The following is a 23,601-nucleotide window of genomic DNA, read 5'->3' as shown; positions in this document are numbered from 1 at the left end:
TTCAAATCTCCTCTCATGACGGGTCATTCTTTATTAGTTTGACATCTGTTTGTAATATTTTTATAACATTTGACTTACTTTTGTAATTTTAGGGGATATTCATGCGAAATGTCAACTATTTTCCTATTAAACTATGAGAAAAAATGATAGGCCGTTCTGAGCGGCAAAAAGAAATCTCCTTTCTCTGCTCCGCACATACCTTCATTAATTAAAAAATAGGGTGTACATTGATTTTTTAGAGGCTGGCGGCTATAATTTTGTTGATTATGATTCTCATTTTCAAACTGACTTTTAATGAAGAAAAGGATGACACCGATTTTGCAGGATAAGCGAACATCTCAACAAAAACGATCATCACATATTCTGTTCTTTTTGATATTTTTTCTCGCCGTTATTGGTTTAGCGGTTGCCATGTTTTTTGCTGTGTCATACGGTGCAAAAACATTGTCTCTGCAAACGGTGTGGACAGCTGTATTTGACTACCAGTCAAATGTTACAGAGCAGCAGATCATCCATGAATTAAGACTCCCTCGTGTTTTAGGGGCAGCTCTAGTGGGAGCGGCGTTTGCCGTAGCGGGTGCTCTTATGCAGGGCATCACAAGAAATCCACTGGCAGATGCGGGGATTTTGGGCATTAATGGAGGTGCGATGTTTGTGGTCGCTCTCTGTTTTGCTTTTTTTCCAGGAATACCTTATTCGGCATTGATGTTTTTTTCCTTTATTGGTGCTGTGCTCAGTACGCTGCTGATCTTTGCGATTGGGGCGGCTGGCGGCGTATTGACACCGCTGCGCCTCACTGTGGCAGGAGCGGTTGTAGCCGCATTGCTTCATGCGCTCAGCTCTGGGATTGCGATTTATTTTGACCTGAGTCAGGATCTGGCTTTTTGGTATGCAGGCGGGGTAGCTGGTGTGAAATGGCCGCAGCTGACGATTCTCGCTCCGGTTATTCTAATTGTGATCGTATGGGCAATGCTATTAGGTCGGTCACTTTCCTTACTATCGCTCGGTGAAGATACAGCGGCAAATTTAGGGGTGAAAACACGGCAAGTGCGAATACTAGGAATGACTGCTGCTGTGTTATTAGCAGGGGTTTCTGTTTCAGCAGTCGGATCGATTGGGTTTGTCGGTCTTGTCATTCCTCATATTGCACGAAAGCTTGTTGGTGTAGACTATCGTTTCGTCATTCCGATGTCAGCGATACTAGGCGCAATGCTGCTTGTCTTTGCAGACCTTGCCAGCCGTACAGTCAATCCGCCAAGAGAACTTGCCATTGGCGTGATGGTGGCACTTGTTGGTGTTCCTTTCTTCTTATACATTGCCAGAAAAGAAGGGAGGAACCTGTCATGAGAGAGAAACAGCGTGCTCTTGTCGTGACACTCGTTTTGCTTTGCCTGAGTGCGGCTGTTGTGCTGTATAGTTTAAATACCGGTACGCTGAAACTAAGCCCTGTCATGGTCATCAAGACGTTATTTGGCTTTGGAGATTTCCAAAGTGAAACGGTGCTGTTTGACTATCGTCTGCCTCGAATTGTGGTGACGATGTTAGCTGGTATTGGTCTTGGCATTGCTGGCGGCATTTTGCAGAGCTTATCCCGTAACCCGCTGGCCGATCCTGGGATTATTGGATTGAATGCAGGGGCAGCCTTTGGCTTAATTGTGTTTGTGACATATTTTCACGCACTTGAAGGCAATCCGTCTCTTCTTATTCCGCTCTTTACGTTTGGCGGCGGACTGCTTGCGGCAGCTGTCATCGTGCTTCTTGCATATGACCGGCATGAAGGGCTTGTTCCTATCCGGCTGATCTTAGTTGGCATTGCGGTTGCTGCGGGATTTAGTGCACTCACCTTATATTTGTCATTGAAGCTGGATGAAGATACATACACGTTTGCTTCAAGGTGGCTTGTGGGCAATGTATGGGGGAGAGACTGGATTCATGTGCTGGCGCTTCTGCCTTGGATTGTATGCCTTGTGCCGCTTACGCTGATGCAGACAAACACGCTCAATGCATTGACATTAGGAGATGCTGTCGCCTCAAGTGTAGGTGTACGTGTCCAGCGTAAACGTCTTCTCCTCTTGACCTTAGCGGTAGGCCTCGCTAGTGCAAGTGTTTCAATGACAGGCGGTATTGGCTTTATTGGCCTCGTCGCCCCGCATTTGGCCAGGAGGCTTGTCGGTTCACTGCATCAGTATTTTTTACCAGTTAGTGCGCTGCTTGGCTTGTTGATTTTAGTCAGTGCCGATACAATCGGACGTTCCATCTTTGCTCCAAATGCCATACCGGCGGGTGTGGTCGTGGCCTTTATCGGTGCCCCGTATTTTCTCTATTTATTAACTAAAACGAAATAAATATGAAAGAGGAACTCATCATGAAAAAACTACTAGTATTTGGATTAACGCTCTGTTTCTTGCTGCTTGCCGCTTGTGGACAACAGGAAACAAAGAATACAACAAATGAAAAGACCAATGGCACACCAAAGATTGCTTCCTTGTCTATTCATTTAACAAATGACTTGTTAGCACTCGGGATCAAACCGGCGGGCTCTGTTGTAGGAGGAGACTTAAAAGATTTCCTTCCACATGCGAAAAAGCAGCTGAGTCAGACGAAAAAGCTCGGCATTGCAGCTGATCCAGATATGGAATCACTGCTTGCGTTAAAGCCAGATGTCATTTATGTTGATGAAGAATTAGCCGGACAAGACTTATCGAAATATAAGAAGATCGCCAAAACAGAAGTGTTTAATTTAAATGATGGCACATGGCGGGATCATTTGAAAAAAATCGCCAAACACGTCAATAAAGAAAAAGAAGCGGATCAATATATTAAGAATTACAATCAAGAAGCAAAAGAGGTCAAATCGCTCATCAAGAAAAAGATTGGAAACGGAAAAGTCATGGCGATCCGTGTGACAGCAAAGGAGCTTCGCGTATTTAGCATGAAGCGCCCAATGGGTCCTATTTTATACGAGGATTTAGGCCTGACACCTGTCGATGGTGTGAAAAAGCTGGACAGCAAGCGCCCGTTTGAAGTGATTTCTCAAGAGGTTCTTCCTGATTATGATGCTGATGCGATCTTTGTCGTTGTCAACCGTGATGATAAAGCGCAGCAGGCATTCAAGCAATTAGAAAAGACTCCGATTTGGAAAGGTCTAAAAGCAGTGAAGAAAAACCAAGTCTATCCGATTGCCGATCAGCCGTGGCTCGATTACTCAGCTCTAGGCAATAAAATGGCATTGGATGAAGCAAAAGAGATGTTTTCTAAATAAATAGCAAATGAAATCAGGCATCATTCCGCATATAGGAATGATGTCTCTTTTTTTGATTCGTTCTTCTATTCATTCGGCTGATGCATACATATGAGAGAGAACGAGCAATACCGCCCGTGAGAAGAGGAAAGGGAGGGGTTACAGTTGGAGGTTCAAAAAATTAGTGCAGGTACGATTGCAAGGCTTGTGCTGCTTTTACTGGCGCTTGTTAATAGTGCGCTAACTGCTGCGGGAAAAAGCCCAATTCCTATTGATGAAGAAGGCGTTCAACAATTCATCACACTGGCCTTTCTGGGAATTACATCACTATGGGCCTATTGGAAAAACAATGATATAACGAAAAAAGCACGAACAAAAAAAGAAGAATAACAGAAAAAAGAGCCTTTCATGAATCAAAGGCTCTTTCAGCGTGCAGACAAACCCTCGCATTCGCCCGCAGGTCTGCGCTCCGGTGCTTACGAATGTTTCAATTCGCTCCGCTCCGGTACTCGCCCTTCCTAGGGCTGCAAAGGTTTTCTATCACGCTGAAAAGAAGACAAAAGGCTAAAATAAAAATCATTTTAGCCCTTTGTCAACAATCTGAAAGAGCCTTTCATGAATCAAAGGCTCTTTTTCATCGAAGCGTCAAACGCCTCTCCCCGCAATCATTCTTCCTGAAAGGCTTACGCCCGGCGTTCTCCCATGTTGTTGAGGAAAGCTTTTACTTCCTCAATGCTTAAGCCAATTGCCTTTGCTTCACTCATTAGACGCTTCCACTCTGTGATATTTGAATCGGTCAGCTTTCTATGGGTGACATGTAACGACTTCTCTTCCTGCTCCTTTCGGTACGTTTGGAGCAGCTGATAGAGCTCTTCTTTAGGCATGCCTGATTGGACGGCACTTACGATATGCTCCCGCCATTCGTGTTCACCACCCTCAGCGTAATGAAACATCATCGTCTCTGCATCAAACAGCTCTTGTAAATCAATCTCTAGTGAAGAAGATACCTTTTTTAAGAACTGGACAGATGGATTTCTGTGGACACCACGCTCAATTTTGCTCAAATATGACTTAGAGACATGAGCATCCTCAGCCAGCTGCTGAATCGAGTATCCTTTTCTCTTTCGGTAAATGCGTATCACCTTGCCTATCATTCGATCAATGATCTCCCTTCTCACCGGCGAATAGTTCTGCGACCTTTTCGTTCATTATAAGAAATAAATTGTTCTTTATAAAATTCAAAAACGTAAGAATCAGGAAGTAAACAAAAGAAAACGAACGATTTCGTTCTTTAAAAAGAACTATAAGACCTATTATGACATTTTTCTTTGCGGGTATTATCTTTTATAATCCAATCATTAACAAAAAGAAACCATATATAACCTTTTTATGATGAAATCGGGAGGTATCTATGAATGAGAATATAGGTTTTAAGCAGCTGTTTTCTGTCATTAAAGAGAAAATGGCCCTTCTGATCCTGATTGTCCTGATCGTAACGGGCATTTCAGCCTATTATCAGTTCTATGTCTCGACTCCTGTATATCAGGCAACCACTCAAATTCTTGTTCATAAACGCAGCAATGACGCACAAGCAGATTTAAACGATATTCAGATGAACCTTCAATATACACGTACCTTTCAAGTTTTATTAAAAAGCCCAATCGTCATTGAAAAAGTAAAAGAAACACTCCATCTCACAGAATCAGCAGAAGGACTAAAACACAAAATTGCCACAAGTACAGAAAATGAGTCTGAGGTCATCAATATTTCTGTACAAGATGAGGATCGCGCGAAGGCAGTCGCCATTGCGAATACCGCAACAGAGGTGCTGCAAGAAGAAATCAAAAAAACAATGAATATGGATCGCATTAATGTTTTGTCTGAAGCCAAGCTGTCCAACACGATTCTGATGAATTCAAGGAAGTTCGTTCATATCGTTCTGGCACTAGGCGCCTCTTTATTAGGGGGCATGACACTCATTTTCTTAATGAATTTACTCGATGATACTGTAAAACGAACACATCAAATAAGAGAAGAGATCGGATTGCCGTCGCTTGGCAGTGTCTATCAGATGCAGGCAGACAGGAGGGCCAAAAAAGACAAGCAGTCCGTCATAACGGGAGGACAGAACATTGATCTTTAAGAGGAAGAAAAGAGAAAAGAGAGATTTATCCTGTATTTCTGTATTAAATCCTCACTCTGTCATTGCGGAACAATTCCGTACGATCCGAACAAACATCGAATTCACATCGATCCAAACAAGGCTGAAATCGATATTAGTGACCTCCTCCTTACCGAAGGAAGGGAAATCATTTACGGCTGCAAACTTAGCAGCTGTTTTTGCACAGCAGAACAAGCGGGTGCTGCTCATGGATGCTGATTTGCGAAAGCCGGCCGTCCATGAATATTTTGACTTGAGTCATCATACCGGTTTGACGAATGTGCTATTAAATAATTGCAGCTTGGAAGAAGCCATTTTACCGACACCGATTGAGCATTTAGAGCTGCTTCCGAGCGGAACCATTCCGCCGAATCCAGCTGAGCTGCTCTCCTCTTCTGTAATGAAGCAGTTATTTTATGAGATTGAACAGCAATATGACATGGTGATTGTTGATTCCACGCCGCTTCTGCCAGTTGCAGATGCAAAGATCTTGGCGAACCGGACGGATGGGAGCATTCTCGTTGTCTTAAGCGGCAAAACAAAGATTGCTGCTGTGAAGAAATCAAAAGAAGTATTAGAAGGAACAACAAGTAAACTGCTTGGAGCTATGCTAAATGGCAAGAAAGAGAAAAAGGGAAGGCTGTATATGTATTAAAAAGATTGATAGGTGATGTCTCCTAATCTTTAACAATGGAGGCACTCGATCCTGCTGTGGGCATAACCGTGCCTTAGATGCTCGTCATCAGTAGTGGGATGTGAGGACGGGTTTGATGCCCATGTTACGTAAGAATAGTGATGCTTTAAAAAGGGGGAGGAGCGTTGACTTACGCCCAAAGATTATCAATCATCGTAGCACTAGATTCATATCTCATCTTAGTTTCCGTCTTTTTTGGTTTTCAATTTGTCCAAGAGGCGGCTTTAACCGTTTATACATTTGAAATGCTCGCCATTTCTTCACTCAGTCTGCTCATTGGGCACCATATATTTGCCTGCATGTTTCATGTGTACAAGCAAGTATGGGCTTATACAGGAGTAAGAGAGTTATTTTCTTTAATGAAGACCTTTGTGTGTTCTTTTTTATTTTCGATGACGATGCTGTACCTTTTCGTGCAGACATGGCCATTTCGGTTTTTATTCATCGTGTGGCTTTTTCATATCTTATTCATCGGTGCCTCTCGTATGGCTTCTAGGTTATTTCATGACGGGGCCAAACGGCTTCAGGCAGAAAAAGAGCGGGCATTAATTATTGGTGCCGGATCAGCGGGAACCATGCTCGTTCGTCAGCTTCAGCAATCGAGTGATGTACATATTGAGCCAGTCGCCTTCATCGATGATGACAAGACGAAACATCGGCTTGAAATTATGGGTCTGCCTGTTATAGGAGGAAAAGAACAAATTCAAACAGCTGTCGTGATGATGGATATTCAGAAGATCATCATCGCCATTCCGTCCAAAAGCAGCCACACCTTAAAAGGGCTGTATAAGGAATGTGTCGCGACCGGAGTCAAAACACAGATCATGCCGGAAATGGAGCAGATTTTAAAAGGAACCCATGCACTGAATCAATTACGGGATGTACAGCCAGAGGATTTACTAGGGAGAGAACCAATTCAATTAGATACGAGCCGTCTATCTGCTCATTTAAAGGGAAAAACAATCATGGTCACAGGGGCAGGCGGATCAATTGGATCAGAAATCTGCCGTCAAATTTGTGTGTTTGCTCCTCAAGCGATTGTACTTGTGGGACATGGAGAATTTAGCATTCATTCTATTTTACTAGAGCTGAAAGAATTATATGGAGGCAGCATCAGACTCTATCCACAAATTGCGGATATTCAAGATAAACAGAAAATGAGTGAAATCGTTGGTCAATTTCAGCCGGATATGATTTATCATGCTGCGGCACATAAGCATGTCCCGCTCATGGAGATCAGTCCGAAAGAAGCTGTGAAAAACAATATTATCGGGACAAAAAATGTCGCAGAAGCCGCACACGAGCACGGCATTGAAACATTCGTCCTCATCTCATCTGACAAAGCGGTCAACCCTGCCAATGTGATGGGAGCCACAAAGCGGTTTGCTGAAATGCTGATCATGCAAATGGGGGCAAGCAGCGAAACAAAATTTGTCGCTGTACGATTTGGAAATGTGCTCGGAAGCAGAGGGAGCGTCATCCCTATTTTTAAGAAACAAATCGAGCAAGGCGGGCCGGTGACGGTCACACACCCAGCCATGACAAGATATTTTATGACCATCCCAGAAGCATCAAGGCTTGTGATTCAGGCAGGTGCACTGGCAGAAGGAAGACAGATTTTTGTTTTAGATATGGGGGAGCCAGTGAAAATCGTGGACCTCGCAGAAAACCTCATTCACCTCTCAGGCTACACCACAGACCAGATTCCAATCACTTTCACAGGCATTCGTCCTGGAGAGAAAATGTACGAGGAATTACTCAACCAGCATGAAAAAGCACAGGAGCAAATCTTCCCGAAAATTCACATCGGCCATGCGCTGGATGGTGACCCATATGTGCTGAACCGTTTTATCCATGAATTTGACATGATGAGTGAAGAGCAGATGAGACAAGCATTATTTGCTGCCATTGAGTCGCATGATATGTTGTCCGATCAGATGACACGAGAGGAGGAAGCGCTTGCCAATGAAGAAAAAAGTCTTGTTTTGCGCAACGGTTGATTATCACTTTAAGGCCTTTCATCTTCCGTATTTCCGGTGGTTTCAGGAACAAGGATGGGAAGTGCATACAGCGGCAAACGGCCAGCTGAAGCTGCCCTATGTGAATCAAGCTCACTCAATTCCGATTCAGCGCTCTCCTTTTCATGTACGCAACCGGCTTGCGTATGTAGAACTGAAGAAGCTGTTAGCGAAAGAGCACTATGATTTCATCCATTGCCACACACCAATGGGAAGTGTCATTGGCAGGCTCGCAGCCAAAGGTACGCGCAAAAAAGGAACGAAGGTTCTTTACACGGCACATGGCTTTCACTTTTGGCAGGGGGCGCCGCTTCAAAACTGGCTGCTCTATTATCCAATAGAGAGATTTCTCGCCCGCTATACAGACGCTCTGATCACCATTAATGGAGAAGATTTTAAAAGAGCCGACCGTCTATCAAAAGAGCGGACATCTGTTTATTATGTGCCCGGTATGGGTGTGGATATGAAGCGGTTCGCACCTGTCGATGAAAAAGAGAAGCAGAGCCTTCGCGCAGCCTATGGCTTTTCCTCGGAAGATTTTATCGTGCTGTGTGCTGGTGAATTAAATACGAATAAAAATCAAGGGATGCTCATCAAAGCATGTGCACAGCTGTCTAGGAAAATACCAAATATAACGATCGTGTTTGCCGGGGAAGGGACAATGAGACCAAACTATGAAAAGCTTACCCGCCAGCTCCATCTTGAAAATCATGTCCACTTTGCTGGGTTTTGCAAACAAATGGAGGAATGGATGCATATGAGCGATGTATGTGTTTCCACCAGCTTGAGAGAAGGGCTCGGCATGAACCTGCTTGAAGCGATGTCAGCAGAAAAACCTGTGGTTGCAACGGAGAATAGAGGACATTGTGAGCTTGTCAAACATGGCGTCAATGGTTTTTTAGTTAAATCGCAAGATGTGAATAGTTTAGCTGATTACTTGCAGCAGCTCTACGACAAAAAAGATCAGCTGCCCCTCATGGGAAAAGCGGGACGCTCTATGGCTCATGCATTTGCACAGGAGCAGACGGTCAGGGCAATGGAAGAAATTTATACAATCTATATGGATCAAGCAGAGAAGGTGATACAGCATGCATAAACCAAAGGTGTCTATGATCATGGGCGTCTACAATTGCCAAGAGACAGTAGAAGAAAGCATTGAATCTATTCTTCATCAAACATATGAAAACTGGGAGCTCATCATATGTGATGACGCATCAACAGATGGCACTTATGAGAAAGTGCTGTCTTATACAAAACGACATCCTGAAAGAATTCGCCTGATCCGCAATCAACAAAATCAAAGACTCGCTGCCAGTCTCAATCGCTGCCTGGCTGAAGCGAGGGGAGAGTTGATTGCAAGGCAGGATGGCGACGATCTATCAGTGCCTGTTCGTTTAGAAAAACAGGTTCATTTCCTCGATACATATCCTGAATATGATGTGGTCGGTACGGCAATGACGGTTTTTGATGAAACGGGAACAAAGGGTGTGCGGGCACTTGTTTCAGAGCCTGATCGGAAGGTGTTGGCAAGAGGGACTCCTTTTTGTCATGGGACCATTATGATGAGGGCTTCTGCTTACAAGGCTTTACAAGGCTATCGTTCTGTAAAAACAACAAGGCGGATGGAAGATATCGATCTTTGGATCCGCTTTTTTGCTACTGGGAGGAAAGGTTTTAATTTACAAGAGCCGTTATATCTGGTGAGAGAGGATGAAGCGGCCTTTCAGCGGCGGAAGTTTCGATATTCGATGGATAATGCCTGGCTCGTTTTGAAAGCATGCTGGCTATTAAAACTGTCGCCGCTTGACTATTTATTTGCTCTAAAGCCAGTGGTCCGTGCCTGCTTGTCACCGAAGATCATGAAGCTTTATCATCGCCGGAAGCTGGCGGCGTCTATGCTGAAGAGGAGGGCGGTTCAAGATGAGTGAGCCAAAGCGCGTGCTTCATATTGTGGGTGGGATGAACCGCGGCGGAGCTGAAACGATGATTATGAACATCTATCGTGCACTCGACAGAAATGTCCTTCAATTTGATTTCATTACCCACCGGCAGGACGTCTGTGATTATGATGAGGAAATTCGCCGGCTTGGGGGACGCATCTTTTACGTCCCAAGTATTGGGGCGTCCTCTCCGGTTGCTTTTGTGAAAACATTGACCAAGACAATTAGGCAAACAGGGCCCTATCAGGCAGTGCATGCACATACGGATTTTCAGACGGGTTTTTCCGCACTTGCTGCCAAACTAGCGGGTGTAAAGGTGCGCATTTGCCATTCACATAATACAGCGTGGAAGCAGTCGCCAAACTGGCTGGATCATATGATGCTCAAAGGATTTCGCCAGCTGATCTTTGCATTCTCTACACAGCTTGTTGCATGCGGCGAGGATGCCGGTGTCTTTTTATTTGGACAGAAAAAAATGCAGAACGGGCAAGTTGAGGTGCTGCCAAATGGGATAGATTTATCCCTTTTTTTTCAGCCTGATCCAGACGAAAAGGCAGAGATGAAAAAGCAGCTCCATCTTCGCGAAAAAAACATGGTCATCGGTCATATTGGGCGGTTCCATGAGCAAAAAAATCATGTTTTTTTTATGGAGCTGGCACAGACCTTAAAGAAGCAAGGGGTTTCATTTCAGCTTGTCCTGGTAGGAGATGGACCGCTGAAGCAAGTAGTCGAATCGTATGCAGAGAAGGCAGGCTTGATGGAGGACATTGTCTTTACAGGCGTCGTATCAGACGTTCCACAGTATATGAAAGCATTTGATGTATTTGTGATGCCTTCCTTGTTTGAAGGTCTTCCGCTTGTATTAGTGGAAGCACAGGCGTCTGGTCTGCCTTGTGTGATTTCAGATCATATTACAGAGGAAGTAGATTTAGGCTGCGGGCTTGTGAAAAGGATGTCCCTGCGAGAGTCCGCGCATGAATGGATGAAGGCGGTGCTTGAAGCATATCATGCAGAACCTCCTCTTCAAGAGACCATTACCTCTCAGCTTGAACAAAGAGGATTTGATGTGAAACAGAATATTACACGTGTGATGAATCTATATGGACTGTAAGGAAGGAAGGGCAGATGGCGGTTTATTTGGTGAACATGATCATGGTCTATTTATGGTCGAGCTTTGCCGCATTTTACGGCAGGCGTGATGATACCATTCAAAGCGGATGGCGGCCTAATAAGCTTCTGGTGTTTTTTCCGTTTCTGTTTCTTTGTATCGTAGCTGGTATTCGCTATAAAGTAGGAACCGATTTTGTCACATATGGCCAGATGTATGAGTTCTCCATCAACTACGAAAAGCCTTGGCATATATTCGGCTTCGGTGTGGAGAAGGCCGCAACGGATCCAGGGTTTACGTTTATTTTATGGATGCTTAATCAACTGTCTCATGATCCGCAAATCATGTATATCTCAGTCGGAGCCATTACTTATTTTTTTATCATCAAGACGCTTATTCAATATGGCCGTCCATTTGAGCTGAGTATGCTGCTTTTTCTTGGGACCTTTCATTATTATGCGTCATTTAATGGCATGCGCCAGTATATGGTGGCAGCGATTCTTTTTTATGCCATCCAGTTGGTGATCAATGGTCAGTGGAAATTGTATTTTCCGCTCGTTCTTGTATGTTCATTGTTTCATTCATCGGCCCTCATCATGATTCCTGTGTATTTTATTGTGAGAACAAAGGCTTGGTCTTGGATGATGCTGGTCTTATGCCTGGTGTTCTTAGGCTTAACCGCTCTTTATGACCGTTTTGTCTCGGTGTTTGTCGTGATGCTGCAAGGCAGTTCATATGGTCATTACGAGGAATGGCTCACAACGAATACGAATGGAATGAATGTGACAAAAATTGGTGTCTTGATTTTGCCGCTTCTGCTTGCTTTCTTTTATCGAAAACGACTTCGTGAGCTGACGCCTGAGAGTGATTACATTGTGAATTTTTGTTTGCTTGGTTTCTTGTTTGGCATCCTTGCAACGAAGGATGTCATTTATGCAAGATTTCATATTTATTTTGGCTTGTATCAGCTCATTTTACTGCCATATTTCACACGCATTTTTGATCAGCGGTCTAATGTGTTTATGTATGTAGGGATTGCTGTTTGCTATATTCTGTACAGCATCATGCTGATGCCGTTCGATTCTTCGGTTTTGCCGTATAGAACGATATTTAATAAGTAGATTTGAAGAAAGGTGGGGCATGTTGTAATGCCAGCTATCAGTCTATTGGTCGCAGTTTACAATACGAGTCAATATGTGGAGCAATGTCTTCAATCAATTGCAGCTCAAAGTTTTTTCGATATAGAAGTCATTCTTATCAATGATGGATCGACCGACCGCAGCGGTGAATGGCTTGAAGCATTTGCTGAGCGTGATGAGCGTTTCCGGGTAATCCATCAATCCAATCAAGGGTTAGGCGCTGTGAGAAACCGGGGCATCGAGGAAGCGAAAGGGACGTATCTCGCCTTTGTGGATTCAGATGATATTCTCGCTCCTCATTACTGTGAAGCTATGTATGAAAAAGCCGAAATGACCGGGGCAGATCTTGTTGTGAGCGAGTATTGGATTCAATTTGAACAGTCAAAGCGAACGATACCAACGACGCTGTTAGACAAGCGCTCAGCCGAAAAAACGGATGTAATCAAAGCGTTATTACACGGAGACTTGACTGGATTCTCATGGAATAAGCTGTATCGGCGTGCTTTTATGGAAAAACACCACATTCGATTTCCGCTGCGGGGTGAGCTTGAAAACATTGAAGATCAATATGTGACGCTGCGCTGTTTTTCTTTAGCACGCAGCATCGCCTTTGTTCATGAGCCTCTTTATTATTACAGGGTTCATCTGTCATCTATTGTACAGCGATATCAGAAGCAGTATTTTCATCATGGACTGACCTTTTATCATGCACAGCGCTCTTTTTTAAAAGAGCATGATGACATCTCTCTGTATGAGAAAGCATTAGACTTTTTTATCGTCAATCATACGCTTCATTGTATGCTCAACGAATGGAAGAGCCAAAATGATCTCTCTCTTCAGGAAAAGCTTGATCACATGCGTGAAATGGTCACACATGATGCTTTTCAGCATGCCGTCAAACAAGTGGAACCATCGAAGCTCACAGTACGAAAGCGAATGATTTTATTTCTTGCTAAGTGCCGATTGGTTTATCCGCTTTCTGCCGCGGCTTCTAGCTATCAAAAATGGATCGAATATCAGACAAGGAAATAGGGGTGATGGGATTGACAGTGCAGCAATTGAAGGCAAAAACCGCAGAGTGGCTGCTCTTAAAGGTCAAATATCCGCTTGAGTATAGACTGAGCCGCCAAAGGCTGCCAGAGCTGAGTCATCAGAAGAAAATCATTCTCACGCTGCTGCCGGGCCATGATAATTTAGGGGATCATGCGATTGCCTATGCGAGTTATTGTTTTTTAAAGAAACACTTTCCAGCCTATGACATCATAGAAGTGGACATGAAAGAGATCTATCGCCTTGCCCGTCCGCTAAAGCGCAGCCGGCATCCAGAAGACATCGTCTGTATGATCGGTGGGGGCAATATGGGGGATTTATACCGGTACGAAGAATGGACGAGACAATTTATCATCAAGACCTTCAAGTCCTATCCCATGATCCAGCTGCCTGCTACTGTACATTTTACAGAAACAAAGAGAGGGAAACGAGAGGAACGCCGCGCCATTCACACGTATAGTCAGCATCCAAGACTGCTCCTCATGGCAAGAGATCAAACAACCTATGAATGGATGAAGCTTCATTTTCCTGATCAAGATGTGTGGAAACAGCCTGATATGGTGCTGTCATTAGACGAATCATCAAAGGATGAAACACGTGAAGGGGTTCTGCTTTGTCTGCGTGAGGATCAAGAAGCATATCTCACAAAGGAGGAGCGCCAGCAGCTGCAGCAGCATATCCAAGAGATATATGATCAAGTCGGTTTGATCACAACGACAATTGGCAGACGAGTCGATCGAACAACTCGCTTAGAGGAGTTAACGTCTTTGTGGACGGAGTTGAAACAAGCGCAAGTCGTCGTGACAGATCGTCTGCATGGTATGATCTTTTGTGCGATCACTCATACACCGTGTGTTGTCCTTAGATCTTTTGATCATAAGGTGATGGAGGGTTTTGAGTGGGTGGCTCATCTTCCGTTTATGACCCTTTTAAAAGAACCAAATGAGGCCGCTGTGAAAGAGGCCGTTCATCAGCTGATGAAAACAAGCGGTCAAAAGGGAGAGGAAGCTGGATGAGGGCTCTTAAACGCTGCGTGAAAGCACAATGAATCGAGCGTTTCTTTATAATGCCAGTGCGAACTTAATCACGTTTGTCCTAATGATGCTTATGTCTGTTTGTTTAACACCTTATATTGTTCATACGCTTGGAGTGGAAGCATTCGGCTTAATCCATCTGACGCAAAATATGATCAACTATTTATCGGTCATTACGGCTTCGTTAAGTGCGGTTGTTGTGCGATTTTTTTCTGTGGCGGCTCATAAAGGAGAGATGGAGAAGGCGCAGCGCTATCTCGCTTCCTATTTCGTCAGTTCGTTTTTACTATCTATTAGTCTCTTTTTGCTTTGTCTTTTCGTGTCTCATCAGCTGGTTGAATGGCTTCATGTACCTGTTCATCTCGCAAAAGACACACAGACCGCCTTTATTTTAGGGGGTCTTTTATTTATGCTCAATTTCGTCATGTCTGGCATTGGGGCTGCACCGTTTTATGCGAATAAGCTCTATGTATCAAGTATTGGACAGGCGATTCAAATGTTTTTGAGGGCGCTGATGATTGTCATCCTGTTTACATGGACGACACCAGCCATTTGGCATATCCCGCTTGCGGCCGTCATTGGAAGCTTAGCAGCTATGGGAATCGGTATCTATTATTTTAAGAAACTCATCCCTTGGTTTTCGTTTAAGTGGAGGCACGTCTCATTATCGTCTAGTCTCACTCTTGTTCGATCAGGGGTCTGGCATTCATTTGAGCAAATGGGGATATTGTTGTTTTTACAAATTGATTTATTGATGACCAACTTACTCATTGGAGCTGAAGCGACGGGCCAGTATGCGGCGATTTTACAGTTTCCATTATTATTACGCACACTGGCAGGGACATTGGCCGTTGTGTTTGCACCAACGATCACGAAATTTTATTCGAATCAGGACAAAGAGGGACTCATTCAATATGCTGCAAACGCCATTAAGTGGAGCGGCTTATTTGTTGCGTTCCCAGCCGCACTTCTAGGAGGTCTCGCTGGTCCGCTCATGCTTTTATGGCTTGGGCCAGCCTTTGAGGAGCTGAAATGGCTTCTTATGATTCATGCGGCTTATTTATGTTTGACCTTGATGTTTTTACCGCTCACATATGTGCCAACCGTGTTTAATCGATTGAAAGTTCCTGCAGTTGTCACCCTTATATTAGGTGTGTCTAATGTGCTTTTTGCCTATGGATTGACTCATCTGCTGCAGCTTGGTCTATATGGCATTGCATCAGCGGGGGCAATGGTTTTATTGATTAAAAATATTGTGTTTCTGCCGTTTTATACGGCCAGGATCACGAATCAGAAACGCACTATCTTTTATAAACATACACTGGTTCCACTTGCTGGAGGGCTATTTATTTGGGGCATCTGTGCGGGGATTCAGGCGGTATATAACGTGACTTCATGGTGGGAGCTGTTTTGTATTGGAGGGCTTTGTTTCATTCTCTATATGGGCTACTTGTATGTGTTTGCAGGAACGAAACGAGAGCGGATTCAGCTGATGCGTAAGGTAAAACATGCGGTCTCCCGCTAATATGAAAAGGAGATGCAATGATGAAAAGAATGATAGATGTGATGGTGGCATTGACGCTGCTCATCGCAGGCAGTCTTCTTTTTCTTCTCATCTATGGACTGATTAGATGGAAAATTGGAACGCCTGTGGTGTTTCGGCAGAAGCGGCCTGGTCTGTATGGCCGGCCTTTTATGCTATATAAATTTCGGACGATGACAGATGAACGCGATGAACATGGGGTGCTGCTGCCAGATCATTTGCGATTAACAAAAACCGGTGCCTTGATTCGAAAGCTTAGTCTTGATGAATTGCCGCAGCTAGTCAATGTACTCAAAGGAGAGCTTAGTCTTGTCGGGCCAAGACCGCTTTTAATGGAGTATTTGCCTATGTATACAGAAGAACAAGCAAGGCGTCATCTTGTGAAGCCCGGCATAACAGGATGGGCACAGGTGAACGGCCGGAACACGCTTTCCTGGGAGGAGAAATTCACCTATGACCTTTGGTATGTCGAGCATCAATCGTTTTGGCTCGATATGAAAATTTTATGGATGACCTTGCTGAAAGTCATGAAAACAGAGGGGGTGCAGCAGCCGGATCATGCCACAGCTGAAAAATTTAAAGGAACCGATATGTAAGAAGCAAACCATTGGTTTAATTGGGGCCGGAGGACATAGCAAAGTCATTCAAGATCTCATTTTTGCACATGCCGATTTCTCATTATATGCGGTATTAGATGATCATTTTGAAGAGGCGGTCACTCAAAGCGGGATTTTGTATGGACCGATCTCCATGAGTGAGCAGCTGAGAGAGACAATGCCTCATATGAAATGGTTGATTGCGATCGGACAAAATGAGATCAGACAGCTCATGAAGGAACGCCTCTCATTTGAAGACACAGCATATGCCACACTCATTCACCCAGAGGCGGTCATGAGTCCGTCATCTGTCATTGGAAGGGGGACTGTTGTGATGGCAAGGGCAGTGGTTCAAGCAGATGCAGCCATCGGTGAGCATACGATTATAAATACAGGGTCTATCGCCGAGCATGACTGTATACTCGAATCGTTTGTGCACCTGTCACCAGGCGCGGTGCTGACTGGCGGTGTATCCGTGCGGGAAGGTGCCCATATTGGGGCTGGTGCCGTGGTGACACCGGGTATAACGATCGGAAGCTGGACGGTCATTGGCGCTGGAGCGGCAGTGACAAGAGATATACATGATCAGAAGGTCGCTGTAGGAATTCCTGCAATAGAAATCAAAGATCGGAGAGAAGGTGGGAAGTGATGAAAGAAAGGAAGCGAATTTACTTATCTCCTCCGCATATGAGCGGAAAAGAGTCTTTCAAAATAGAGGAAGCCTTCAAGAGCAACTGGATTGCGCCGCTTGGACCGCTTGTGAATGAATTTGAACAGGCAGTGGCGGACTATGCAGGAGTGAAGACAGGAGCGGCTTTATCCTCAGGAACAGCAGCGATTCACCTTGCTTTAAAGCTGATAGATGTGCAAAAAGGAGACATTGTCTTTTGTTCCACCCTCACGTTTGTTGCAACGGCAAATCCGATTTTATATGAACAAGCAGAGCCCGTTTTTATTGATTCTGAAAGGGAGACATGGAATATGTGCCCGCTTGCTTTAGAGAAAGCCTTAGTTGAATCAAAACGTCTTGGGAAAAAACCTCGTGCGGTCATCGTTGTCCATTTATATGGGCAAAGTGCAAAAATGGACGAGATCATGGCTCTGTGTGAAGCATATGATGTACCAGTCATTGAGGATGCCGCTGAATCGTTAGGTGCGCTTTATAAAGGAAGAAAAAGCGGCTCTATGGGCAGGTTCGGTATCTATTCTTTTAATGGAAATAAAATCATTACAACATCAGGGGGCGGAATGCTTGTGAGTGATGATGAAGCTGCGATTGAACGATGCCGCTTTCTTGCTTCACAGGCTAGAGAACAAGCGGTGCACTATGAGCATCAAGAGATGGGATACAACTATCGCATGAGCAACCTCTTAGCAGGGGTCGGGATTGCTCAAATGGAAGTGCTGGACGAGCGTGTTGAACAAAAGCGCCGCATTTTCCAGCGTTATCAGGACGCTTTATCAGAAGTAGAGGGTGTTCATTTGATGCCAGAATATCAAGAAACGAAATCCAACCGCTGGCTGACGGCATTGACCATTGATCGTGACACACAATTGTCTCCAGCAGATATCATTGGTGCTTTAGAAAAAGAACAAATCGAAGCAAGGCATGTATGGAAGCCGCTGCACCAGCAGCCGCTCTTTCGCCATTGCCCTTTTTATACTGCGGAAAAAGGCACTCCTGTATCTGAGTTGTTATTTGAGCGGGGGCTTTGTCTTCCGTCTGGAACGAGCATGACAGATGCAGATCAGGAACGTATCATCCATATACTCCATGACATGCTGCGAGAAAAAACATTTACCTCTTCACAGGCTGCTCATTCGTAAGCAGCCTGCCTCTCTTTCTATCAAATTCCTCAATTTATGGAATAAATCGGAAAAAGTATTGTCATTTCGTTTCAAATATGATATTGACAACGGCTTCCTTCCTCCTTAAAATGAAAATGATTATCAGCATCAATTAGGAGGAGCAACTTATGTCTATTTGGAGAAATTTTCCGAAAATTAAAATAAATTCAGTATTACCATTCCTGCTTATTTTCTTTTTACTAGTAGGATGCTCTCAAACAAACAATGGAGCAGAAGGCAATAAGGATCATCCTGATATGATCACAATGGCGTGGCCAAGAGATATTGGTGAAATGAATCCACACGTATACAACCCATCACAATTATTTGCGCAATCAATGATTTATGAGCCATTGGTCAGCTATCAAAAGAATGGTAAGCTGAAACCTGAATTAGCGAAATCATGGGATGTTTCAAAGGATGGCAAGGTGTATACGTTCCATTTAAGAGACGGAGTGACTTTCTCAGACGGCTCTGAATTTAATGCGGACATTGTCAAAAAGAACTTCGATACAATTTTAAAAAATAAAGATTTACATAGCTGGTTAGGTGTCATTAAGAAAATCAAAAAGACAGAAGCCGTTGATAAAAAGACATTTAAACTCACATTAACAGCACCATACTATCCAACTGTGCAAGAATTAGCCGTTGTTCGTCCAGTTCGTTTCTTAGGTGAAGCAGGTTTCCCTAAAAACGGAGATACGTCAAAAGGAATTGAAAAACCAGTGGGGACAGGCCCTTGGGTTTTAAAAACATATAAGAAAGATGATTATGCCATTTTCGAACGAAACGATCATTATTGGGGAGAAAAACCAAAGGTAAAAGAAATCAAGGTAAAGGTCATCCCAGATGCGGAAACGAGAGTCATGGCATTTGAAAAAGGTGATGTGGATTTACTTTACGGAGAAGGAACGATTAGCCTTGATTCCTACAAACAGCTGGAAGCAAGCGGTAAGTATGAAACGAAAATGTCAGAGCCTGTTGCAACGAGACAGCTTGTTATGAACACAAAAGTGGATCAGCTGTCAGATGAGAAAGTGCGTCATGCCCTTCAATATGCCTTCAATAAAAAATCAATGGTAGAAGGAGTCACCTCAGGTTTAGAGGATGAAGCAGATCACATCCTGCCGACTAACATGCCGTATACGTCACACATTCAAGTGAAGTCTTTCAAATATGATGTGGACAAAGCCAAAGCATTGCTGGATGAAGCGGGCTGGACACTTCCAAAAGGAAAATCCGTTCGTGAAAAAGATGGGAAAAAGCTTGAGTTTAGTATGATGTATGACTCAGCAGAATCGATTCAAAAAGCGATGGCGGAAACGCTGCAAGCAGAATGGGCAGCCGTTGGTGTCGGCGTCAAGCTTGAGGGTGTGGATTTGGCCACACAGGTTCAACGCTTTAAAGCCAATAAGTTTGATATGAACTTCTTTAGCAACTACGGAGCGCCGTATGATCCGCATACATTTATGAACGTTCTTTCATCAGATGGTTTTGGATTCAAAGAAGCCATTTCAGCCTATCCAAATAAGGAAAAGCTGATCAAAGAAATGACGGAAATTCCATCCACAACAAATGAAAAGAAACGCAAAGCACTGTATTCGTCTGTCTTATCCTCTTTACAGGATCAAGGGGCAATTGTGTCAATCTCTTATTTTAAAAAGACAGCCGTTTATCAAAAAGCTGTGAAGGACTTTGAATTCCCTGCAAATCGTGATGAACATCCTTTCACAGGCATTAAGCTGAAGTAACAGAAGGAAGGTAAGGAAATGGGCCGCTATATCGTCAAACGAGTGCTATCAATTATTCCTGTATTTTTATTAGCCACACTGCTCACAACTGGTATGATTCACCTCTCGCCAGTTGACCCGGCTGAGGCATATTTAGCAGCGGCTCATATCCAGCCTACAGATGAAATATTAGCGCAAAAACGAAGTGAATTCGGCTTAGACGAGCCGTTTTATATGCAGTATCTTCATACTATTGAAAAAGTCATTCACCTTGATTTCGGCCGGTCGTATATGTCCAATCAGCCTGTCGTTGATGAGGTGATTTATCGAATACCGGCGACAATTCAATTGGCGCTTACCAGTCTGCTGATCGCTATTTGTGTCAGCATTCCGCTCGGCTTTTTCAGCGGCATGAGGAAAAATGGTGCCGTTGATCATGTGAGCCGGCTCATTTCTTTCTTAGGAGCATCTATCCCGACGTTTGTCTTGGGGTATTTGCTCATCTTCTTTTTTTCAGTGAAACTTGACCTCTTACCAGTTGAAGGGATTGGAACATGGGAGCATCTCATTCTGCCCTCGATCACACTTGCAGTCCCTTTAATTGCTACGTATACAAGGCTGTTACGGTCAAGTGTGAGTGAGGCGCTTCAAGAGCCTTTCGTTCAATATGCGAGAATCAGAGGTTTGAAGGAACAATCGATCATGTTCAAGCATGTGTTCAGAATTGCGATATCGCCGATGCTGACCGGACTAGGGGTGAACCTTGGCAAGCTGTTAACCGGAACCATTATTGTAGAGGCCGTTTTCTCATGGCCAGGGTTTGGCCGCTTTTTTATTGAAGCGATCTTTAACAGAGATCTGCCAGTGATTCAATTTTATGTCCTCATGTCGGCCTGTATTTTTATCTTGAGCAGCTTGATCGTTGACTTAGTTCAGCTGATCATAGACCCCCGTATTTCTAGAAAGGAAGGCCGCCAGCAATGATGACAAAAGTAAAACACCTCTTCGTTCATCAAAAGATGATCTCGATCTGCGCCCTGCTGCTCGGTCTCTTGCTCATTGTCACAATATGTGCACCATGGATCGCTCCGCATGATCCGGCTGCTGTCAATCTAGCAATGAAGCTAAAGGGATCTTCATGGGAGTATCCTCTTGGAACGGATCAATTAGGACGATGCAATTTATCTCGTATTTTATATGGTGCGCGTGTTTCGCTCGGCTGTGCGTTATTAATCTTTCTTTCTTCGTTATTCATTGGTTTAATTGTCGGCCTCTTTTCAGGATACAAAGGCGGCTGGATCGATCATGTTTTGATGAGAATCTGTGACGGCGTCATGGCATTCCCCAACCTGGTGCTGATCCTTGGATTAGTCGGCATCTTCGGTCCGGGACTTCCTCAAGTCGTACTTGCCTTGATGCTTGTGCAATGGGTATATTATGCCCGCGTCTTCCGAGGAATGGTGCTCAGTTTAAAAGAACAGAACTTTATTGCAGCTGCAAAAATCAGTGGGACCTCGCATTGGAACATTATGAGAAAGCATATGATTCCCAATGTCCTGCCGCCATTAGCAGTCATTGGAACACTTGAAATGGGCTGGGCGATTATGGACATTTCTGCGATGTCTTTCCTCGGATTAGGGGTTCAGCCTCCTATGCCTGAATGGGGAGCGATGATTCATGAAGGGAAATCTTACATTCAAACGAATCCTCAGTTAATGCTGTACCCAGGTCTTGTGATCATGGCTGTGGTGGTTCTGTTTAATTTACTAGGAGAAGCCCTTTCAGAGAAATATGGCATCAAACGCCGTGTGTAAAGGAATGATCAATGTGCAAGAGTCCATTTTACAAGTAGAGAACCTGCATGTGCAGACGAAAACACCTCAAGGGACAACCCCTCTTATTCAAGAAGTCTCGTTTGAAGTAGGGCGCGGACAAATCCTTGGATTAATTGGTGAGAGCGGCTGCGGGAAAACAGTGACAAGTATGTCGATCTTGCGTATGCTTGATCGAAAAACAACGGAAGTCACTGGCAGTATCACATTACAGGGACGAGAATTGATCGGTATAAGTGAAAAGGATATGCGTTCCATTCGGGGCAAAGACATCTCGTATATTAGGCAAAATCCAATGAACAGCTTTACGCCGGTATGGACAATCGGCCATCAGCTGGTTGAAACGATCCGCCGGCATACGGCTGTCAGTAAAAGGCACGCACGATCACAGGCAATAGATGCGTTAGCGCAAATGAATCTGCCGCAGCCAGACCAGCTGTTCAATAAGTATCCTTTTGAATTAAGCGGAGGGATGCTGCAGCGTGTCATGATCGCCATGGCTGCCTGTATGCACCCGCCCCTCATCATTGCAGATGAGCCGACAACCGCATTAGATGTACACAATCAGAAACGGGTGCTTCAGCATCTGAACCAAATTCGTCATGACTATGGAACGGCCATTTTACTGATTACCCACGATCTTGGTGTCATTGCTGAAATGGCAGATCAAGTTGTCGTCATGAAACAAGGAGAAATTGTTGAAAAGGCAGGAGTTCTTGAGATTTTTGAACAACCAAAACATGATTATACAAAAAAACTATTAGCAGCTCGTCCATCGATTCCAGCTGTTTGCCCGATTTGAGGTGAGAAGGCCCTTGCATTTATTAGAAGTGAAAGCAGTCAGTCATGCATACACGAACCGGTCGTTTCTAATGAGAAAAAAAGGAGCAGCCCCTGTCCTGAAAAGCGTCGATTTAACTATTGAAGAAGGCACCTGCCTTGGGCTGCTAGGGCAAAGCGGCGCAGGGAAAAGTACACTTGGCCGCATCATACTTGGTCTAGAGAAGCCAAGAGCTGGACAGGTTCTTTTTGAAGGTCAGGATGTCTATCGTGCAGATCAGCAAACACGTAAGCATTTTCGCCGGCATGTGCAAGCGGTGTTTCAGGATTCCTATTCCGCGGTAAATCCAAGGTGGACAGTCGAACAAATTTTATCTGAGCCGCTTGAAAACTATGAATCCATAAGCCGAAAGGAACGTAAAAACGTACTGATTCACTGGCTGGAAAGAGTCGGGCTCGGTGAAAAGGATTTGTGTAAATATCCGCACCAATTCAGCGGCGGCCAGCTGCAAAGGATCAACATCGCTAGAGCTTTATTGCTTCAGCCAAAGCTCATTGTGCTTGATGAATCTGTCAGCAGCTTAGACATGGTGACGCAGGCTGTCATTTTAGATTTATTAGTAGAATTAAAGAAGGAGCTGGGTGTGGCTTACTTATTTATTACACATGATATAACAGCAGCCTATCACTTATGTGATCAATTGGCGATTCTTGATCAAGGAGAGCTTGCTGCCCAATTTCAATCAAAGGATGACTTCTTTTCATCAGAAGAGGAAGCGGTGCGGAAAATGAGAGATGCAATGCTCGCAGACCATCCTTTGTCACGAACGATTGGCAGACCGGTTCGGTAATTCTTCATTTTATCAATGCCTCAGCGTGCAGCCAAA

General features: G+C 44.2%; 23 protein-coding genes. 22 read left to right on the top strand and 1 reads right to left on the bottom strand.

Annotated features, from left to right (window positions below; genetic code table 11):
• The first annotated feature begins 318 nt into the window (after positions 1 to 318).
• The 4 genes from MHB67_RS15750 to MHB67_RS15735 all read left to right on the top strand — a co-directional run bounded on the left by MHB67_RS15750 (position 319) and on the right by MHB67_RS15735 (position 3,631).
• Entirely contained in the window at positions 319 to 1,347 is a 1,029-nt protein-coding gene (locus tag MHB67_RS15750; RefSeq protein ID WP_342492631.1) for an iron ABC transporter permease, read from the top strand.
• Positions 1,344 to 2,345 carry an iron ABC transporter permease gene (locus MHB67_RS15745; protein ID WP_044333952.1) on the top strand — a complete coding sequence of 334 codons (1,002 nt, stop codon included), beginning with the start codon at positions 1,344 to 1,346 and terminating at the stop codon, positions 2,343 to 2,345. Before MHB67_RS15750 ends, MHB67_RS15745 begins: the two co-directional genes overlap by 4 nt.
• Before the next feature lie 20 nt (positions 2,346 to 2,365).
• Positions 2,366 to 3,262, top strand: coding sequence for an iron-hydroxamate ABC transporter substrate-binding protein (locus MHB67_RS15740; protein WP_257802429.1), 897 nt, complete (start codon positions 2,366 to 2,368; stop codon positions 3,260 to 3,262).
• Between the two features lie 144 nt (positions 3,263 to 3,406).
• Positions 3,407 to 3,631, top strand: coding sequence for a phage holin (locus MHB67_RS15735; protein ID WP_024423530.1), 225 nt, complete (start codon positions 3,407 to 3,409; stop codon positions 3,629 to 3,631).
• Between the two features lie 293 nt (positions 3,632 to 3,924).
• On the opposite strand, the gene MHB67_RS15730 is transcribed toward MHB67_RS15735, so the two are convergent.
• Positions 3,925 to 4,395 (bottom strand): helix-turn-helix domain-containing protein, encoded by a 471-nt coding sequence (locus MHB67_RS15730; protein ID WP_024423529.1) that lies wholly within the window; start codon positions 4,393 to 4,395, stop codon positions 3,925 to 3,927.
• A 257-nt stretch (positions 4,396 to 4,652) separates the two neighbouring features.
• Between MHB67_RS15730 and MHB67_RS15725 the strand changes: the two genes are divergently transcribed.
• From MHB67_RS15725 to nikE, 18 genes are all read left to right on the top strand, one after another.
• Positions 4,653 to 5,384, top strand: a complete 732-nt coding sequence (locus tag MHB67_RS15725) for a Wzz/FepE/Etk N-terminal domain-containing protein (protein WP_024423528.1) — start codon at positions 4,653 to 4,655, stop codon at positions 5,382 to 5,384.
• Positions 5,374 to 6,057, top strand: coding sequence for a CpsD/CapB family tyrosine-protein kinase (locus MHB67_RS15720; RefSeq protein WP_024423527.1), 684 nt, complete (start codon positions 5,374 to 5,376; stop codon positions 6,055 to 6,057). Before MHB67_RS15725 ends, MHB67_RS15720 begins: the two co-directional genes overlap by 11 nt.
• A 164-nt stretch (positions 6,058 to 6,221) precedes the next feature.
• The gene (locus MHB67_RS15715) at positions 6,222 to 8,096 is read left to right on the top strand and encodes a nucleoside-diphosphate sugar epimerase/dehydratase (protein ID WP_149126268.1); all 1,875 of its coding nucleotides are present in this window, start codon (positions 6,222 to 6,224) and stop codon (positions 8,094 to 8,096) included.
• Complete coding sequence (locus MHB67_RS15710; RefSeq protein ID WP_151039877.1) at positions 8,062 to 9,210, top strand: glycosyltransferase family 4 protein; 1,149 nt, start codon at positions 8,062 to 8,064, stop codon at positions 9,208 to 9,210. Before MHB67_RS15715 ends, MHB67_RS15710 begins: the two co-directional genes overlap by 35 nt.
• Complete coding sequence (locus MHB67_RS15705; RefSeq protein WP_342492630.1) at positions 9,203 to 10,042, top strand: glycosyltransferase; 840 nt, start codon at positions 9,203 to 9,205, stop codon at positions 10,040 to 10,042. The genes MHB67_RS15710 and MHB67_RS15705 overlap by 8 nt, the downstream gene beginning before the upstream one ends.
• Positions 10,035 to 11,165, top strand: coding sequence for a glycosyltransferase family 1 protein (locus MHB67_RS15700; RefSeq protein WP_342492629.1), 1,131 nt, complete (start codon positions 10,035 to 10,037; stop codon positions 11,163 to 11,165). Before MHB67_RS15705 ends, MHB67_RS15700 begins: the two co-directional genes overlap by 8 nt.
• A gap of 14 nt (positions 11,166 to 11,179) precedes the next feature.
• Complete coding sequence (locus tag MHB67_RS15695; RefSeq protein WP_172880883.1) at positions 11,180 to 12,283, top strand: EpsG family protein; 1,104 nt, start codon at positions 11,180 to 11,182, stop codon at positions 12,281 to 12,283.
• Between the two features lie 27 nt (positions 12,284 to 12,310).
• Complete coding sequence (locus MHB67_RS15690) at positions 12,311 to 13,333, top strand: glycosyltransferase (protein WP_342492628.1); 1,023 nt, start codon at positions 12,311 to 12,313, stop codon at positions 13,331 to 13,333.
• A gap of 11 nt (positions 13,334 to 13,344) precedes the next feature.
• Positions 13,345 to 14,367 carry a polysaccharide pyruvyl transferase family protein gene (locus tag MHB67_RS15685; protein ID WP_342492933.1) on the top strand — a complete coding sequence of 341 codons (1,023 nt, stop codon included), beginning with the start codon at positions 13,345 to 13,347 and terminating at the stop codon, positions 14,365 to 14,367.
• Positions 14,368 to 14,395: 28 nt separating this feature from the next.
• Complete coding sequence (locus tag MHB67_RS15680; RefSeq protein WP_342492627.1) at positions 14,396 to 15,910, top strand: MATE family efflux transporter; 1,515 nt, start codon at positions 14,396 to 14,398, stop codon at positions 15,908 to 15,910.
• A gap of 20 nt (positions 15,911 to 15,930) precedes the next feature.
• The gene (locus MHB67_RS15675; RefSeq protein WP_029707401.1) at positions 15,931 to 16,524 is read left to right on the top strand and encodes a sugar transferase; all 594 of its coding nucleotides are present in this window, start codon (positions 15,931 to 15,933) and stop codon (positions 16,522 to 16,524) included.
• The gene (locus MHB67_RS15670) at positions 16,487 to 17,173 is read left to right on the top strand and encodes an acetyltransferase (protein WP_268479070.1); all 687 of its coding nucleotides are present in this window, start codon (positions 16,487 to 16,489) and stop codon (positions 17,171 to 17,173) included. The genes MHB67_RS15675 and MHB67_RS15670 overlap by 38 nt, the downstream gene beginning before the upstream one ends.
• A complete protein-coding gene (locus MHB67_RS15665; protein WP_342492626.1) occupies positions 17,173 to 18,351 on the top strand; it encodes an aminotransferase class I/II-fold pyridoxal phosphate-dependent enzyme in 1,179 nt (392 codons plus the stop codon). The genes MHB67_RS15670 and MHB67_RS15665 overlap by 1 nt, the downstream gene beginning before the upstream one ends.
• A gap of 149 nt (positions 18,352 to 18,500) precedes the next feature.
• Positions 18,501 to 20,123 (top strand): nickel ABC transporter substrate-binding protein, encoded by a 1,623-nt coding sequence (gene nikA, locus MHB67_RS15660; protein WP_103131636.1) that lies wholly within the window; start codon positions 18,501 to 18,503, stop codon positions 20,121 to 20,123.
• Positions 20,124 to 20,141: 18 nt separating this feature from the next.
• Entirely contained in the window at positions 20,142 to 21,086 is a 945-nt protein-coding gene (nikB, locus tag MHB67_RS15655; RefSeq protein WP_024423514.1) for a nickel ABC transporter permease subunit NikB, read from the top strand.
• Positions 21,083 to 21,916 (top strand): nickel ABC transporter permease subunit NikC, encoded by an 834-nt coding sequence (gene nikC / locus MHB67_RS15650; RefSeq protein ID WP_024423513.1) that lies wholly within the window; start codon positions 21,083 to 21,085, stop codon positions 21,914 to 21,916. The genes nikB and nikC overlap by 4 nt, the downstream gene beginning before the upstream one ends.
• A gap of 4 nt (positions 21,917 to 21,920) precedes the next feature.
• On the top strand, positions 21,921 to 22,736 hold the full coding sequence (locus MHB67_RS15645) for an ABC transporter ATP-binding protein (protein WP_180992569.1): 816 nt from the start codon (positions 21,921 to 21,923) through the stop codon (positions 22,734 to 22,736).
• Positions 22,737 to 22,749: 13 nt separating this feature from the next.
• Entirely contained in the window at positions 22,750 to 23,565 is an 816-nt protein-coding gene (gene nikE / locus MHB67_RS15640) for a nickel import ATP-binding protein NikE (protein WP_103131635.1), read from the top strand.
• Positions 23,566 to 23,601: the final 36 nt, after the last annotated feature.

Source organism: Bacillus sp. FSL H8-0516 (assembly GCF_038635285.1).
GTDB classification, from domain to species: Bacteria; Bacillota; Bacilli; order Bacillales; family Bacillaceae; genus Bacillus; species Bacillus safensis.
This window is presented reverse-complemented; position numbering and strand designations above follow the sequence as displayed.

Bases quoted from the DNA above. Each gene is read 5' to 3' on its own strand.
- MHB67_RS15740 (WP_257802429.1), top strand. From the start codon at position 2,366: ATGAAAAAACTACTAGTATTTGGATTAACGCTCTGTTTCTTGCTGCTT.
- MHB67_RS15680 (WP_342492627.1), top strand. From the start codon at position 14,396: ATGAATCGAGCGTTTCTTTATAATGCCAGTGCGAACTTAATCACGTTT.
- MHB67_RS15745 (WP_044333952.1), top strand. From the start codon at position 1,344: ATGAGAGAGAAACAGCGTGCTCTTGTCGTGACACTCGTTTTGCTTTGC.
- MHB67_RS15690 (WP_342492628.1), top strand. From the start codon at position 12,311: ATGCCAGCTATCAGTCTATTGGTCGCAGTTTACAATACGAGTCAATAT.
- MHB67_RS15665 (WP_342492626.1), top strand. From the start codon at position 17,173: ATGAAAGAAAGGAAGCGAATTTACTTATCTCCTCCGCATATGAGCGGA.
- MHB67_RS15730 (WP_024423529.1), bottom strand. From the start codon at position 4,395: ATGATAGGCAAGGTGATACGCATTTACCGAAAGAGAAAAGGATACTCG.
- nikA (WP_103131636.1), top strand. From the start codon at position 18,501: ATGTCTATTTGGAGAAATTTTCCGAAAATTAAAATAAATTCAGTATTA.
- nikC (WP_024423513.1), top strand. From the start codon at position 21,083: ATGATGACAAAAGTAAAACACCTCTTCGTTCATCAAAAGATGATCTCG.
- MHB67_RS15725 (WP_024423528.1), top strand. From the start codon at position 4,653: ATGAATGAGAATATAGGTTTTAAGCAGCTGTTTTCTGTCATTAAAGAG.
- MHB67_RS15695 (WP_172880883.1), top strand. From the start codon at position 11,180: ATGGCGGTTTATTTGGTGAACATGATCATGGTCTATTTATGGTCGAGC.
- MHB67_RS15645 (WP_180992569.1), top strand. From the start codon at position 21,921: ATGATCAATGTGCAAGAGTCCATTTTACAAGTAGAGAACCTGCATGTG.
- MHB67_RS15705 (WP_342492630.1), top strand. From the start codon at position 9,203: ATGCATAAACCAAAGGTGTCTATGATCATGGGCGTCTACAATTGCCAA.
- MHB67_RS15675 (WP_029707401.1), top strand. From the start codon at position 15,931: ATGAAAAGAATGATAGATGTGATGGTGGCATTGACGCTGCTCATCGCA.
- MHB67_RS15710 (WP_151039877.1), top strand. From the start codon at position 8,062: ATGAAGAAAAAAGTCTTGTTTTGCGCAACGGTTGATTATCACTTTAAG.
- MHB67_RS15700 (WP_342492629.1), top strand. From the start codon at position 10,035: ATGAGTGAGCCAAAGCGCGTGCTTCATATTGTGGGTGGGATGAACCGC.
- nikB (WP_024423514.1), top strand. From the start codon at position 20,142: ATGGGCCGCTATATCGTCAAACGAGTGCTATCAATTATTCCTGTATTT.
- MHB67_RS15670 (WP_268479070.1), top strand. From the start codon at position 16,487: ATGCCACAGCTGAAAAATTTAAAGGAACCGATATGTAAGAAGCAAACC.